The organism is Sphingomonas sp. NIC1, from assembly GCF_001638925.1.
In the GTDB taxonomy this organism is placed as follows: Bacteria; Pseudomonadota; Alphaproteobacteria; order Sphingomonadales; family Sphingomonadaceae; genus Sphingomonas; species Sphingomonas aquatilis.
Genome location: NZ_CP015521.1, coordinates 2,544,317 through 2,558,251, shown reverse-complemented (window position 1 = coordinate 2,558,251; position 13,935 = coordinate 2,544,317). Strand labels below are relative to the sequence as shown.

The 13,935-nt window shown below is 66.7% G+C and carries 15 protein-coding genes and 1 tRNA gene; 2 read left to right on the top strand and 14 right to left on the bottom strand.

What is annotated here, in order from left to right; genetic code table 11:
• Positions 1-3: 3 nt before the first annotated feature.
• The 7 genes from A7E77_RS12090 to A7E77_RS12060 form a co-directional block, all read right to left on the bottom strand.
• Positions 4-1,131 (bottom strand): calcium:proton antiporter, encoded by a 1,128-nt coding sequence (locus A7E77_RS12090; RefSeq protein ID WP_063688295.1) that lies wholly within the window; start codon positions 1,129-1,131, stop codon positions 4-6.
• Between the two features lie 249 nt (positions 1,132-1,380).
• The gene (locus A7E77_RS12085; protein WP_063688293.1) at positions 1,381-1,917 is read right to left on the bottom strand and encodes a hypothetical protein; all 537 of its coding nucleotides are present in this window, start codon (positions 1,915-1,917) and stop codon (positions 1,381-1,383) included.
• A 312-nt stretch (positions 1,918-2,229) separates the two neighbouring features.
• Positions 2,230-3,501, bottom strand: coding sequence for an ATP-dependent Clp protease ATP-binding subunit ClpX (gene clpX, locus A7E77_RS12080; protein WP_017978154.1), 1,272 nt, complete (start codon positions 3,499-3,501; stop codon positions 2,230-2,232).
• A 112-nt stretch (positions 3,502-3,613) separates the two neighbouring features.
• The gene (locus tag A7E77_RS12075; RefSeq protein WP_017978153.1) at positions 3,614-4,303 is read right to left on the bottom strand and encodes an ATP-dependent Clp protease proteolytic subunit; all 690 of its coding nucleotides are present in this window, start codon (positions 4,301-4,303) and stop codon (positions 3,614-3,616) included.
• Positions 4,304-4,358: 55 nt separating this feature from the next.
• Positions 4,359-5,300, bottom strand: a complete 942-nt coding sequence (locus tag A7E77_RS12070) for a glycosyltransferase family 2 protein (protein WP_063688291.1) — start codon at positions 5,298-5,300, stop codon at positions 4,359-4,361.
• A gap of 177 nt (positions 5,301-5,477) precedes the next feature.
• Complete coding sequence (gene tig, locus A7E77_RS12065) at positions 5,478-7,169, bottom strand: trigger factor (RefSeq protein WP_063688289.1); 1,692 nt, start codon at positions 7,167-7,169, stop codon at positions 5,478-5,480.
• Positions 7,170-7,240: 71 nt separating this feature from the next.
• Positions 7,241-7,325, bottom strand: a tRNA-Leu gene (locus tag A7E77_RS12060).
• Between the two features lie 152 nt (positions 7,326-7,477).
• On the opposite strand from A7E77_RS12060, the gene A7E77_RS18030 reads away from it, so the two are divergent.
• Both A7E77_RS18030 and A7E77_RS12055 read left to right on the top strand, forming a co-directional pair.
• Entirely contained in the window at positions 7,478-7,639 is a 162-nt protein-coding gene (locus A7E77_RS18030) for a hypothetical protein (RefSeq protein ID WP_017978150.1), read from the top strand.
• Position 7,640: 1 nt separating this feature from the next.
• Positions 7,641-7,892 carry a hypothetical protein gene (locus A7E77_RS12055; protein WP_063688287.1) on the top strand — a complete coding sequence of 84 codons (252 nt, stop codon included), beginning with the start codon at positions 7,641-7,643 and terminating at the stop codon, positions 7,890-7,892.
• 56 nt (positions 7,893-7,948) lie between these two features.
• Here the strand turns inward: A7E77_RS12055 and A7E77_RS12050 are convergent, their stop codons facing one another.
• From A7E77_RS12050 to A7E77_RS12020, 7 genes are all read right to left on the bottom strand, one after another.
• A complete protein-coding gene (locus A7E77_RS12050; RefSeq protein ID WP_063689942.1) occupies positions 7,949-8,542 on the bottom strand; it encodes a peptidylprolyl isomerase in 594 nt (197 codons plus the stop codon).
• 183 nt (positions 8,543-8,725) lie between these two features.
• Positions 8,726-9,073 carry a GFA family protein gene (locus tag A7E77_RS12045; protein ID WP_226341736.1) on the bottom strand — a complete coding sequence of 116 codons (348 nt, stop codon included), beginning with the start codon at positions 9,071-9,073 and terminating at the stop codon, positions 8,726-8,728.
• Between the two features lie 50 nt (positions 9,074-9,123).
• On the bottom strand, positions 9,124-10,590 hold the full coding sequence (gene gatB / locus A7E77_RS12040; RefSeq protein ID WP_063688283.1) for an Asp-tRNA(Asn)/Glu-tRNA(Gln) amidotransferase subunit GatB: 1,467 nt from the start codon (positions 10,588-10,590) through the stop codon (positions 9,124-9,126).
• Positions 10,587-11,006 carry a hypothetical protein gene (locus A7E77_RS12035; RefSeq protein ID WP_017978145.1) on the bottom strand — a complete coding sequence of 140 codons (420 nt, stop codon included), beginning with the start codon at positions 11,004-11,006 and terminating at the stop codon, positions 10,587-10,589. Before A7E77_RS12035 ends, gatB begins: the two co-directional genes overlap by 4 nt.
• Entirely contained in the window at positions 10,997-12,478 is a 1,482-nt protein-coding gene (gatA, locus tag A7E77_RS12030) for an Asp-tRNA(Asn)/Glu-tRNA(Gln) amidotransferase subunit GatA (RefSeq protein WP_063688281.1), read from the bottom strand. Before gatA ends, A7E77_RS12035 begins: the two co-directional genes overlap by 10 nt.
• Entirely contained in the window at positions 12,478-12,780 is a 303-nt protein-coding gene (gene gatC, locus A7E77_RS12025) for an Asp-tRNA(Asn)/Glu-tRNA(Gln) amidotransferase subunit GatC (RefSeq protein ID WP_017978143.1), read from the bottom strand. The genes gatA and gatC overlap by 1 nt, the downstream gene beginning before the upstream one ends.
• 224 nt (positions 12,781-13,004) lie before the next feature.
• Positions 13,005-13,832, bottom strand: a complete 828-nt coding sequence (locus A7E77_RS12020) for a hypothetical protein (protein WP_063688279.1) — start codon at positions 13,830-13,832, stop codon at positions 13,005-13,007.
• Between the last annotated feature and the right edge of the window lie 103 nt (positions 13,833-13,935).

The following is a 13,935-nucleotide window of genomic DNA, read 5'->3' as shown; positions in this document are numbered from 1 at the left end:
ACGTCAGGGCACCACTGTCGTGAACAGATAGGCGGCGAAGATGACGAGGTGGACGACCCCCTGCAAGATCGTCGTCCGCCCGGTCCCGAGCGAGATCGTCGTCACGAACAGCGACAGCGCCAGCAGCGTCATCGCCTTGGCGCCGATGCCGAGCGCCAGCGGCAACCCCAGCACGAGGCTGACGATCGCGACCGCGGGTATCGTCAGGCCGATCGTTGCCAGCGCGGATCCTAGCGCGAGGTTCAGGCTGGTCTGCAACCGGTCACGCCGCGCCGCGTTGAACGCCGCGAGGCTCTCGGGCGCCAGCACCAGCCCCGCAATCATCACGCCGACCACCGCGAGCGGCAGGCCCGCTGAGATCACCGCCTGCTCGATCTTCGCCGACAGCCCCTTGGCGAGCAGCACGACGACGACCAGCGCGACGAGCAGGACGCCGAACGCCGCCCATGCGGTCTGGTCGCTAGGCGGCGCGACATGCGCCTCCGGCTCGACATCGCCGGCGGGCAGGAAATAGTCGCGGTGCCGCACCGTCTGCACCAGCACGAACGTGCCGTAGAGGACGAGGCTGACCACTGCGACGAAGATCAGCTGCGAGGGGGCATAGGTCGGCCCCGCCGCGCTGGTCGTGTAATTGGGCAGGATCAGCGATAGGACGGTCAGCGCCGCCAGCGTCGCCAGCGCCGCACTGATCCCGCGCAGGGTGAAGCGTTGCTCGCCGTGCATCACCCCGCCGGTCAGCAGGCACAGCCCGATGATGAAGGTCAGGATGATCATGATCGCGGCGAACACCGTGTCACGCGCCAGCGCGGACACGTCGCCCGATCCCGACACCATCAGCGACACGATCAGCGATACCTCGATCACCGTCACCGCGACCGCCAGCACCAACGTGCCGAAGGGCTCACCGACGCGGTGCGCGACGACTTCGGCCTGATGCACCGCGGACACGACAGCCCCGATCAGGATCACCGCAGCGGCGATCAGCCCGATCGTCCCCATGGCATATAGCGATACGAGCACCGCCGGCACCCCCACGATCGGAAACGCCAGCGACCACAGGGGCAAGCCCAGCCACCCCTTGCCACCATGCGCCACCGTGCCGTCGTTCGCTGCCCCTGCCACGTCTGTCATCGCCTCCCGGATCGTTACGCAAAGCCAATGCTCCAACGCCACGAAAGCTCCCCATGACGGGCGCCTCGCGAGGGACGGCTTCACCTACCGCTGCTCTAGGTTGCGCCTCGCGATCGGAGGCAATTGCGCTCCCGACCCCCGCTATCGGGACAGGCAGCTCAACACGGCGACGGAGGAGATCGGACGGATCGCGATGTTGGCAACCGCCGTCGCCCTCAACCCCGACACGGCGCCTGCCTCGTTACACGATCACTTGCCCATGACGATCAGAAGCGCTGGGAACAGGTTCTGTAGGATGTGGACCGAGGCGACGATGGCCATGGCGCGCCAGGCGCCGTGGGGGCGCCAGGTGACGTAGAGCGTCGAGAAGATCAGGAACGGCCACCAGATCACCACGCCCCACCAGGGCGAGGACAGGCTATGCGCGATGCCCCATAGCAAGGCGCTGGCGACGACCGCGTGCCACGGCCGCAGGAAGCGAAGCAGCAGGCCGAGGACACCGGCCATGATCATCGTCTCGACCACGGGGCTGAACAGCGCGATCAGGAACAGCTTGGTGGTGCCCGAGACGTCGCCGAAGTCGGGGCCGCTATTGTCGGGCGCGAAACGGGCGACGATCCAGCCGATCAGCGTGCTGCCCGCGATCGTCAGCAGCCAGCCGACCAGGATCGCCAGCCACGGCCGTTCGTCGCGAAACAGCACGCGCGGCAGGATGGCGAGCGGCCCCGCACCGCCGCGCCAGCCGGGGCTCTGGGCCGGTGCCGTCTCGATCCGGGTTCCTACCACGCATAGCTCCTGTGTCGTCGGCGCCGGTTATGGCGGACGGGGCGTTAACGACGCGTGTGGACGGCGGGTCCTTGGGTGGGGCGCGACATAGCCATCCCCACCCCGTCACCCCGGACTGGTTCCGGGGTCCACCGAGCCGCAAGGGTGCCAATAGAGCCTCTGGCCTTCCCCTCGCCGCCGGGTGGACCCCGGACCAAGTCCGGGGTGACGCCGTGGGGAGGCAGCCCTCGCCCGACACACGCAACTGCTCACAATCCCAAACGAAAAAGGGCGCCGCTTTCGCGACGCCCCTTCCCTTACCGTCTTACAATCTTACGCCGCCGCGCCGGCGCCGTCCTTCTTCTTTTCGGCATAGACGCGGATCGGTTCCTTGCGGCCCTCGATCACGTCCTTGTCGATCATCACCTCGTCGACGCCGTCCATGCCGGGCAGGTCGAACATCGTGTCGAGCAATATGCCCTCCAGGATCGACCGCAGGCCGCGGGCGCCGGTCTTGCGCTCGATGCCCTTCTTGGCGACCGCAACGAGTGCATCGTCGGTGAAGCCCAGTTCCACCTGCTCCATCTCGAACAGCTTCTGGTACTGCTTGACCAGCGCGTTCTTCGGCTCCTTCAGGATCTTGACCAGAGCCTCGACGTCGAGGTCTTCCAGCGTCGCGATCACCGGCAGACGGCCGACGAATTCGGGGATCAGGCCGAACTTGAGCAGATCTTCCGGCTCGGTCTGACGCAGATACTCACCAGTCCGCTTCTCTTCCGGCGCGGCGACATAGGCACCGAAGCCGATCGACTTGCCCTGCAGGCGGTCGCCGATGATCTTTTCGAGGCCGCTGAACGCACCGCCGCAGATGAAGAGGATGTTCGTCGTGTCGACCTGCAGGAATTCCTGCTGCGGATGCTTGCGGCCACCCTGCGGCGGAACGCTGGCAGTCGTGCCTTCCATCAGCTTCAGCAGTGCCTGCTGCACGCCCTCGCCCGACACGTCGCGCGTGATCGAGGGGTTTTCGGCCTTGCGGCTGATCTTGTCGATCTCGTCGATATAGACGATGCCGCGCTGCGCCCGCTCGACGTTATAGTCGGACGCCTGAAGCAGCTTGAGGATGATATTCTCGACGTCCTCGCCGACGTAACCGGCCTCGGTCAGGGTCGTCGCATCCGCCATCGTGAACGGCACGTCGAGGATGCGCGCCAGCGTCTGCGCGAGCAGCGTCTTGCCGCAGCCGGTCGGGCCGACGAGCAGGATGTTCGACTTAGCGAGCTCGACGTCAGCGCCCTTAGCACCGTGGTTCAGGCGCTTGTAGTGGTTATGGACCGCCACCGACAGGACGCGCTTCGCCTGCTTCTGGCCGATGACGTAGTCGTCGAGGACGTTGCAGATTTCCTGGGGCGTGGGAACGCCGCCGTCCTTCTTGCTGACGAGCGCGGACTTCGTCTCTTCACGGATGATGTCGTTGCACAGCTCGACGCACTCGTCGCAGATGAACACGGTCGGTCCCGCAATGAGCTTGCGCACCTCGTGCTGCGACTTGCCGCAGAACGAGCAATAGAGGGTGCTCTTCGAGTCGCCACCGCTCAATTTCGTCATTCACACTTCCTTGTCGCGGGGCTTTCCCCGCTGGTGAGGCCGGTCATGGTAGACCGGCCGGTACGCATATCACAACGTCGAAAAGTCACTAAAGTCACGCCCAGGCGTGTTCTCAGGCCGCTTGGGCGACGTCTTCGGCCGGGGTCGGACGCTTGTCGAACACCTCGTCGACCAGGCCGAACTCCTTGGCTTCATTGGCTTCCAGGAACGTGTCGCGGTCCATGCGACGCTCGATCTCCTCGAGCGGCTGGCCGGTGTACTGCGCGTACAGGTCGTTCATCCGCTTGCGGATGCGCAGGATTTCCTTGGCCTGGATTTCGATGTCGCTGGCCATGCCCTGCGCGCCGCCCGACGGCTGATGGATCATGATGCGCGCGTTGGTGAGCGCGACGCGCATGCCGGGTTCACCGCTGGCGAGCAGGAAGCTGCCCATCGACGCCGCCTGACCGATGCACACCGTGCCGACGCGCGGACGGATATACTGCATCGTGTCGTGGATCGCCATGCCCGCCGTGACGACACCGCCCGGCGAGTTGATGTACATGAAGATGTCCTTCTTCGGGTTCTCGGACTCGAGGAAGAGCAGCTGCGCGGTGATCAGGCTGGCCATGCCGTCCTCGACACCGCCGGTGACGAAGATGATCCGCTCGCGCAGCAGGCGGCTGAAGATGTCGAACGAGCGTTCGCCGCGGTTCGACTGTTCGATCACGATCGGCACGAGGCCAGCCTGAGTCTGCTGCAAGCCAAGGCCTGCGCGCCCCAGATGGTTCGCGAAATCGCCGGTCTCGAACGGATTGTGCATGAAAGTCTCTCTTATGCCCTTGAGGCCGCCAACATCGGCGCTCGCGCGGGGGAGTTCAAGCCCCGCTTTGGGGCGCCTTGTGTCCCAGATAGGCAAGCCGGCGCACCTCACGCCGGCCGCGCACCACCGTGTCGAGGATCAGCCCCGCAAAGCCGCACAACGCGGCGATGATCATCAGCCCGGTGATGAGGACGGCGGTGGGGAAACGCGGCACCAGATGCGTGTGCATGTACGTGATCGCCAGCGGCACGCCGAGCACGACCGCCACCGCCGCAAACAATGCCCCGATCGCGCCGAAGAACAGCAACGGCCGTTCGATCCGGTAGAGCGTCAGGATGGTGTTGAGGATGCGGAAGCCGTCGCCATAGGTGCTGAGCTTCGACGCCGACCCTTCCGGACGCGCATAATAGGGCGTTTCGATCTCGGCACAGGGCATTTTGAGTTCGAGCGCGTGGACGCTGATCTCGGTCTCGATCTCGAAGCCCGACGACAGCGATGGGAAGCTTTTGACGAACCGACGCGAAAAGACACGATAGCCGGACAATATGTCGGTGAAGCTGCGCCCGAACAGGCGCGCGAGCATGCCGGTGAGCAGCGCATTGCCGAAGCGATGGCCGCGGCGGTAGCTTTCCTGCACCTGGCTGACCCGGCTGCCGACGATCATGTCGCATTGCTCGGACAGCAGCCGCGCGACCAGCGCCGGTGCCGAGGCCGCGTCATAAGTCGCGTCGCCGTCGGCCATCACATAAACGTCGGCATCGATGTCCGCGAACATCCGGCGGACGACATTGCCCTTGCCCTGGATGCGTTCGGTGCGCACGACCGCGCCAGCCTCACGCGCGACGGCGATCGTCGCGTCGGTGGAATTGTTGTCGTAGACGTAGATGGTCGCATCCGGCAGCGCAGCGCGAAAGCCGGCCACCGTCTGTCCGATCGCGGCGGCTTCGTTGTAACAGGGCAGCAGGACTGCGATCGTCGGCTGCGTCACGATGCTCATGCCTCCACCCTCACGGAGCCGTATACCCAGATACTCGTCATCCCGGCGGACGCCGGGATCCATGGATACGGAACATCGGGAGCGGGTCCACCGCCAGCCGCGCGCGTCCATGGATCCCTGCGTTCGCCGGGATGACGAAGAAGGGAAGGAAGCCGAAGCCCCCTCCCCCGATCATGATCAGCCTTCGGTCTTCGCCGCGGCCTTCTTCGCGCGCGGCTTCTTTGCCGGCGCGTCGGCGGCTTCGGTGCCCTCGGCGGCTTCGGCCGCTTCCGGCGACGATTCGGTCACCGCGGTTTCGGCCTCGACAGGCGCGGCAGCCTTCTTGGCGCGCGGCTTCTTGGCGGGAGCCGCCTCGTCACCAGCGGGCGCTTCCACCGCGCCGGCGTCTTCGCCCTTGGCGGCCGGCTTCTTCGCCGCAGCCTTCTTGGCGGGCTTGGCTTCGCCGCCCTCGTCCTTGGCGCCCGCGTCGGCCTTCTTCGCCGACTTGCGCGGCTTGTGGTTGTCGTGGTCGTGGCTGTGCGTGCCGGTGGCGAAGCCGTCTTCGCTCTCGATCGCGGCTTCCAGCTCTTCGCGGGTCGCGTCGCGATCGGTCACTTCGGCCTTGCCGAACAGGAAGTCGACGACCTTGTCCTCATACAGCGGCGCACGCAGTTGGGCGGCCGCCATCGGCTCCTGCTGGATGTACTGGATGAAGCGACGCTGGTCCTCGCCGCGATACTGCTGCGCGGCCTGACCGATCAGGCGGTTCATTTCCTGCTGGGTCACTTCGACGCCATTCGCCTGGCCGATTTCCGACAGCAGCAGGCCCAGGCGCACGCGGCGTTCGGCGATCTTGCGGTAATCGTCGCGCTCGGCTTCCATCTCGGCCATCGCCGCGGCGGGGTCTTCCTCGTGCGTCGCTTCATGCTCCAGCTGCTGCCAGATCTGCGCGAACTCGGCTTCGACCATCGACGGCGGCACTTCGAAATCGTGACCCTCGGCGAGCTGGTCGAGCAGCTTGCGCTTCATGTGGGTGCGGGTGAGGCCGTTATGCTCCTGCTCGATCTGACCCTTGATCAGGCCACGCAGCTGCTCGAGGCTCTCGAGGCCGAGGTTCTTGGCCAGATCCTCGTCGATCTTGCTTTCGCCAGCGACCTGGATCTTCTTGACGGTGATGTCGAACGTCGCGGGCTGGCCGGCGAGTTCCTTGGCGCCATAATCTTCCGGGAAGGTGACGTTGAGCGTCTTTTCCTCGCCCAGCTTCACGCCGACGAGCTGGTCCTCGAAGCCCGGGATCAGGCGACCCGAGCCGAGCTCGACGCCCATGTCGGTGCCGGTGCCGCCGTCGAACGCAACGCCGTCGCTGGTCTTGCCGACGAAGTCGACGGTGACGAGGTCACCCATCTCGGCCGCCTTGTCCTCAGCCGCATCGTCCCACTTCTTCGACTGGTCGGCGAACTTCTGCAGCTGCTCGTCCACCGCTTCGTCGGCGACGGGCACGGTCAGACGCTCCAGCTTCAGCGCGTCGATCGCCGGAGTCGGCACGGCGGGCAGCACTTCCATCTCGACGGTGACGACCGCGTCCTTGCCCGGCGCGTAATCGTCGTTCAGCGCGACCGAGGGCTGCATCGCGGGGCGCAGCTGCTTGTCGGCGATCAGCGACTGTACGCCTTCCTGGATCGCGCTGTTGAGCGCGTCGGCGGCCAGCGCCTCGCCGTGCATCTTGCGCACCAGGTTCACGGGCACCTTGCCGGGACGGAAGCCGGGCATCTTCACCTGCGGCGCGACGCGCTTCACTTCGGCATCGACCTTGGCATCGATGTCCTTCGGCGTGATGGTCAGCGTGTAGGTGCGCTTCAGGCCCTCGTTCAACGTCTCGACAGTCTGCATATCCGGCCTTCAATCTTGAGAAATCTGACGAAAAATCTTTAGCTGCCGTCCCGCGCTCGGAGCGGCGGGACTGGTGCGGGCGAAGGGACTCGAACCCCCACATCTTGCGATGGCAGGACCTAAACCTGCTGCGTCTACCAATTCCGCCACGCCCGCACGAAGGACCCGCCGATAGGAATCCCATCGAAGCGTTACTTCGAAGGGCATTCCCTTGGGCGCGCGTCTATACCAGCACGGCGCGTGCAAGCAAGGGGCGCCGCAACCCGCTGGCCTGCGGGACGTTTGGCGGGGTGAAGGAGAGTGTCACCATGGCCACCCAGCCCCCACCCGAAACGCCCGCCCAGCCCAGCCAGCCGGTCCAGCCGAGCGCACCGCCGCCCGAAATCACGCCGCCGACGCCCGACGTCGACATCCCCTCGCCCACCACGCCCGCTGGCGATCCCGGCACGTCGCAGCCGGCGGAGATCTGATATGACCGATCGGCACAACGACACGGTCGAGGCGCTGCCGGACGATGCGCCCGAGGGCAATCCCGATGCGCTGCGGGCGGATACGCGCGAGGACGAGCGCAGCGATATCGAACAGGCAGTCGAAGCACGCGCCGACGCGGTCGCGCGCGGCGAAGGCGGCCCAGAGCCGGTGCGCTTCACGGACACCGGCGAGTTCGACGGCAACAGCGGGACTGGCGGCGAGGTCAAGAACCAGGACCTCACGCAACAATAAGGCAACTGGGGCGGTCGACATTTCGACCGCCCCTTCGTCAGATCACCGCCCCCGCCTCAAGGCTTGACCGCAATCCCCACCGGCAGGCGCCGCGCGGTGATGACCTTTACCGCCGCCACAGGCACCTCGCCCTTGAACGATCCCTGGATCGTCGCGGTGGGAGAGACGGGTGCGTCCATGATCTTCGTCACCACATCCATCCCCTCGACCACGTGGCCGAAGGCGGCATAGCCCAGATTGTCGCCCGGTTTCGACGGATCGGCGTCAAGCGAGGCGCGCTGATCGCCGACGCTGATGGTAAAGTCGCCGCGTGCGGTGCCGGGCGCGAAGCGCGCGACGGACAAGGCGCCATCGGTATGATGTAGTCCGGTCTGCGTCGTGGGCTCATGTTTGATCGGCGGCAGCACGCGCTTGGGATCGCCGTTGGCGCCGAACTGCACGAAGCCGAATTTGTCCGCGACCTTGACCGCACGGTAGAAGACGACGCCATCCAGCCGCTTGCCGTCGACATATTTCAGGAAATTGCCGGCCGTGATCGGCGCGTGCTGCGTATCCGCTTCGATGACGATCCGGCCCGCGGTGGTGTCGAGCGCGACGCGGGGCAGCGGCGTGGACGGTGGCGCCTCCTGTGCGATTGCGGGCACGGCCATAAACGCCAACGTCAGAAGCCAGGCCTTCATCACGAGTCTCCTCAACGCTCACCCCGTACGTGTTCCGATGTTCATCGTCCCACGCATCTCTCTGCCGGTGATCCTGCCCAACAGTGGACCCCGGGACAAGTCAGGGGTGACGAAGGACCCGGGGCAACGGCACCGCGCCGCACCATGCGCAGATCAGGCGAAGTGGTCGATTCCCTCGCCGGTCACCGCCACCCACGGCAGCTTGCTCTCTTCGAGGATCGACAGCGTCGGCGTTGGCGCATCGTCATCGGCAAAGGCGCCGATCGGAATTGCCGGCATGTCCTCATAGCCTTCGTTGACGAACATCACGGTGGCACCGCAGCTTGGACACCAGCGAAACCAGGCGCGACGGCCGCTGTCGCCCACGCGCTCCCATGTCTGGAACGCACCCGCCAGCGTCACCGCCTCGGCGGGAAAGCGCGCCTGCGCGGAGAAGGCGCCGCCGGTCAGCCGCCGGCACCCGCGGCAATGACACACCGACACCCGCACCGGATCGCCCATGCAGGTCGCGGACAATTGTCCGCACCGGCACCGGGCGATCCGCGTGACCATCAGCCGGCGAGTGCCTTTTTGAGCAGTTCGTTGACGACGCCCGGATTGGCCTTGCCGCCCATCGCCTTCATCGTCTGGCCCACAAAGAAGCCGAACAGCGCCTCCTTGCCGCCGCGATACTGTTCCAGCTGGCCGGGGTTCTTCGCCAGCACCTCGGCGATCACCGCCTCGATCGCGCCGGTGTCGCTGGTCTGCTTGAGCCCGCGGTCCTCGACGATCTTGGCCGGCGCCTCGCCCGTTTCCAGCATCACCTCGAACACCTGCTTCGCCAGGCTGCCCGACAAGGTGCCGTCCGCGACCAGCGCCAGCAGTTCGGCCGCCTGCGTCGGCGACACCGGCGATTCGGCGATGCCCTTGCCGACGCGGTTAAGCGCGCCGAACAGCTCCGACGTCGTCCAGTTCGCCGCCGCGACCGGCTTCGCGCCCGCGTCGAGCAGCGCGTCGAACCAGCGCGCCGCCTCCACCTCAGCGGTCAGCACGCCCGCCTGATAGGGCGAGATGCCGGCGGCTTCGTAGCGCGCACGCTTGGCGTCGGGCAGCTCTGGCAGGCTTGCACGGCAGTCCGCCAGGAACGCCTCGTCCAGCTCCAGCGGCAGCAGGTCGGGGTCGGGGAAGTAGCGGTAATCGTGCGCATCTTCCTTCGACCGCATCGACCGCGTCGTGCCGGTGTCCGGATTGAACAGGCGCGTTTCCTGCACGATCGTGCCGCCGCTCTCCAGCACCTCCACCTGCCGCAGCGCCTCATGCTCGATCGCCTGCATCACGAAGCGCACCGAATTGACGTTCTTCGTCTCGGTGCGCGTGCCGAATTCGTCGCCCGGCTTGCGCACCGAGACGTTGACGTCGGCGCGCATCGACCCTTGATCCATGTTGCCGTCGCAGCTGCCGACATAGCGCAGGATCGAGCGCAGCTTGGTGAGATACGCCCCCGCTTCGGCGGGCGATCGCATATCCGGCCGGCTGACGATCTCCATCAGCGCGACGCCCGAACGGTTGAGGTCGACATACGACCGCGTCGGATGCTGGTCGTGCATCAGCTTGCCCGCGTCCTGTTCGACGTGGATGCGCTCGACGCCGATCGTCTTGGTCGCGTCCGGGTTCTTGTCGTCCGGCGCGATCTCGACCGCGCCCTCGCCGACCAGAGGATGGTAGAGCTGGCTGATCTGATAGCCCTGCGGCAGATCGGCGTAGAAATAGTTTTTCCGGTCGAACCGCGACCACGTATTGATCTGCGCGTCGATCGCCATGCCGGTGCGCACAGCCTGGCGGATGCACTCCATGTTCGGCACCGGTAGCATGCCCGGCATCGCCGCGTCGACCAGGCTGACCTGCGTGTTCGGCTCCGCGCCGAAGGCGGTCGCGGCGCCCGAGAACAATTTGGCGTTGGACGTGACCTGGGCGTGGACTTCCAGGCCGATCACGACCTCCCATTCGCCGGTGGCGCCCTGGATGCGATAGTCGCTCATGTTCGATTCCGATGATGAAGATAGTTGATCGCGGTCAGCGCAATGTTGCTGCCGAGCAGCGCGACGACCCAGCAGCCGGCCAGGATGCGCAGGATCGCGCCTTCGAAGCGCAGCACCGTGCCCTCGTGATGCGCGAAGACCGCGGCGATCAGCGCCAGGATCAGGAAGATCGCGCTCAGCCGGAACTCGCCGCGCAGGATCAGGCTGTTGCCGACCGACAGCCCCAGGATGAACACCGCCAGCGCGATGAAGAACCGCGCGAGCACGTGGTGGTCGAACGGATGGTTGTCGATCTCGGCGAGCGAGATCCCGACATAGGCGCTGAGGATCGCCCCGAACGCGACGTTGAGCGCGGCCTGCGCCTCGCGCAGCATCGCGACGTTGCGTGTCGTGAAGGTCCGGTCGGTTACCACCACGATCCCGGCCGCGCGACGAAGCCCGCACGCTCCTCGATCGCAAGCCCTGCGTTCAGCACGCCCTGCTCGTCCAGCGCCTTGCCGATGATCTGCAACCCCAGCGGCAGGCCGTCCTTGTCGAGGCCGCCCGGCACGCTCATCGCCGGCAGGCCCGCGAGGCTCGACGGCACGGTGAACACGTCGTTGAGGTACATCGCCAGCGGATCGGCCGACTTGTCGCCCAGCGCGAACGCCGCCGACGGCGCGGTCGGTGCCAGCAGCACGTCGCACTGCTGCCACGCCCGCTCGAAGTCGCGCGCGATCAGCGTCCGCACCTTCTGCGCCTGCGTGTAATAGGCATCGTAGAAACCGGCCGACAGCACATAGGTGCCGATCATGATCCGGCGCTTCACCTCGGCGCCGAAGCCCGCGGCGCGCGTCGCGGCATACATGTCCTGCAACCCCGCGCCCTCTGGCAGGTCGCGCAGGCCGTAACGCACGCCGTCATAGCGCGCGAGGTTCGACGAGGCTTCGGCCGGCGCGATGATGTAATAGGCCGGCAGCGCATATTTGGTGTGCGGCAGCGACACCTCGACGATCTCGGCACCCGCGTCCTTCAGCCAGTCGATCCCGGCCTGCCACAGCGCCTCGATCTCGGCAGGCATGCCGTCGACGCGATATTCCTTGGGGATGCCGACGCGCTTGCCGGCGAGGTTGCCGGTCAGCCCCTGTTCCCACTTCGGCACGTCGAGCTGCAGCGAGGTTGCGTCCTTCGCGTCGAAGCCCGCCATCGCCTCCAGCATGATCGCGCAGTCGCGCACGTCGCGCGCCATCGGCCCGGCCTGATCGAGCGAACTGGCGAAGGCGATCGTGCCCCAGCGCGAACAACGGCCATAGGTCGGCTTGATCCCGCTGATGCCGGTGAAGGCGGCGGGCTGGCGGATCGATCCGCCGGTGTCGGTGCCCGTCGCACCCGGGCACAGCCCCGCCGCGACCGCCGCCGAGCTGCCGCCCGACGATCCGCCGGGGGCGAGCGGCGCGTCGCTGCCCGGCTTGCGCCAGGGAGACACGACATTGCCGAACGCGCTGGTCTCGTTCGACGAGCCCATCGCGAACTGGTCCATGTTCAGCTTGCCGAGCATGCCCGCACCCGCGTCCCACAGATTCTGCGACACGGTCGATTCATAGGTCGGCGTGAAGCCTTCCAGGATGTGGCTCGCCGCAGTGGTGGCCACGCCCTTGGTGCAGAACAGGTCCTTCATGCCGATCGGCACGCCGGCCAGCGGCTTGAGCGTCTCGTTGTTGGCGCGCGCGGCATCGGCGGCCTTGGCGGCGGCGAGCGCATGGTCGGGCGTCTCGACCAGGAAAGCGTTGAGCGGCTTGGCCTTGGCCACCTTCACCACGAAGGCGTCGGCGACCTCGACCGCGGAAAAGCTGCCGGCGCGCACGCCGTCGCGGATCGCGGCGATGCCCAGATCGGTCAGGTCGGTCATTATTCGATCACCTTGGGAACGGTAAAGAAGCCGTGCTCCGCCTGGGGCGCATTGGCCATCAGGTCGTCACGGATGCCGCCGCCGGTCAGCGGATCGGCGTTCACCACGTCGTCACGCAGGCGCAGCGTGTTGGGGATGACCGCGGTCATCGGCTCGACCCCGGCGGTATCCACCTCGCCCAGTTGCTCGATCCAGCCGAGCAGGTTGCTGAGTTCGGGGGCGAGGCGGCCGGCGTCCTCATCGGTGATCGCGATGCGCGCGAGCGCGGCGACCTTCTTTACGGTGGCGGTGTCTACGGACATGCCGACGCGGCTACACCAAGCCCGCGCTGCGGCGCAACAGCTTCGGTTGCGGACGGATCGACCCGCCGCCCCTCGTTCGTGCTGAGCCTGTCGAGGCACGGGGTTCCACAAGCGACTCCAGTGCATGCGGCCGCCCGCCCTTCGACAGGCTCAGGGCGAACGGATAACGGGTAGAGGGTATCGGGTATCGGGTATCGGGTATCGGGTATCGGGTATCGGGTACTCTATCCCTGTGCGGCGACATACTCCTCTACCGACCGCGTGACGGCGCCCCCGCCGTCGATGCCCAGCTTCTTCAGCCGCAGCGCCACCTCCGCGCCGATCGTCTTTTCCATCGCGTCGCGCTGATCGGGCGGCATCGCCTTCAGATCGTCCTCGGTGATCTTCATGTCTTTCATCACCTGCCGCCGCATTCGCTCGGCCGGGGTCATCTTGCCTTCCTTGCGAAAGGCCTCCAGCGCCGCGTCGAGCTTGGCGCCGGCCGTCATGGGCGCCGACGATGCGAGTGGCCCGGCACCTGCCGGCCGATCGCTCTTCGTGTGGAACCGCTGTAGCGTGAACCGCGCCGACTCCAGATAGATCGCGTCACCGTCGACCCGCGCCTTTGCATCCGTGATCCGATCGTTCAGCGTCGCCAGCCAGTCGGTCGGCGCGCCGGCCGTCGTGCCGCCGCCGCCCGTATCGATCGCGGCGGTCAACTGCGCCATGGCGTCGGAGCGCGCCGCGCCGCTCAGCACGAGATGGCCGGTCACGATCCGCAGTTCCCGCGGGCTCATTGCGGAAAAGTCGTAGCGCCCCTCGGGCAGGCCCTGTGCCGCGCTGACGGTCCGCGCGCCCTCGGTATAATGCGCTTCGACGTCGGCCCGGCTGTGTCCACCGGCCCCATAGTCGAGGTCGAAGGCCGCCACCGCCGCGGCGGCACTGGTACGCGCATCATCCCCGGCGGCCGGCGTGGCCTGCGCCGCGAGCGCCGCCTCGAACCCGGCCTGACGCCGGCCCATGGACGGCATGGCAATCGCACGATCTGCTCTGGTCACCGCGGCAATCATCATGGCCTGCTCCCCTTCTGTCCGGCAGCAGTACCCACAATTGGTAAATGCCCAATGACCGTTTCGGACCGAAATCCTGATTGCCCCACCCCACATTGCCCCGCCG

Coding starts and splice junctions, on each gene's coding strand:
- A7E77_RS12090 (WP_063688295.1), bottom strand. CDS start 1,131: ATGACAGACGTGGCAGGGGCAGCGAACGACGGCACGGTGGCGCATGGT.
- A7E77_RS12020 (WP_063688279.1), bottom strand. CDS start 13,832: ATGATGATTGCCGCGGTGACCAGAGCAGATCGTGCGATTGCCATGCCG.
- A7E77_RS12070 (WP_063688291.1), bottom strand. CDS start 5,300: ATGAGCATCGTGACGCAGCCGACGATCGCAGTCCTGCTGCCCTGTTAC.
- gatB (WP_063688283.1), bottom strand. CDS start 10,590: ATGAGCGACTATCGCATCCAGGGCGCCACCGGCGAATGGGAGGTCGTG.
- A7E77_RS12075 (WP_017978153.1), bottom strand. CDS start 4,303: ATGCACAATCCGTTCGAGACCGGCGATTTCGCGAACCATCTGGGGCGC.
- A7E77_RS18030 (WP_017978150.1), top strand. CDS start 7,478: ATGGCCACCCAGCCCCCACCCGAAACGCCCGCCCAGCCCAGCCAGCCG.
- gatA (WP_063688281.1), bottom strand. CDS start 12,478: ATGACCGACCTGACCGATCTGGGCATCGCCGCGATCCGCGACGGCGTG.
- A7E77_RS12050 (WP_063689942.1), bottom strand. CDS start 8,542: ATGGCCGTGCCCGCAATCGCACAGGAGGCGCCACCGTCCACGCCGCTG.
- tig (WP_063688289.1), bottom strand. CDS start 7,169: ATGCAGACTGTCGAGACGTTGAACGAGGGCCTGAAGCGCACCTACACG.
- gatC (WP_017978143.1), bottom strand. CDS start 12,780: ATGTCCGTAGACACCGCCACCGTAAAGAAGGTCGCCGCGCTCGCGCGC.
- A7E77_RS12045 (WP_226341736.1), bottom strand. CDS start 9,073: ATGGGCGATCCGGTGCGGGTGTCGGTGTGTCATTGCCGCGGGTGCCGG.
- A7E77_RS12055 (WP_063688287.1), top strand. CDS start 7,641: ATGACCGATCGGCACAACGACACGGTCGAGGCGCTGCCGGACGATGCG.
- clpX (WP_017978154.1), bottom strand. CDS start 3,501: ATGACGAAATTGAGCGGTGGCGACTCGAAGAGCACCCTCTATTGCTCG.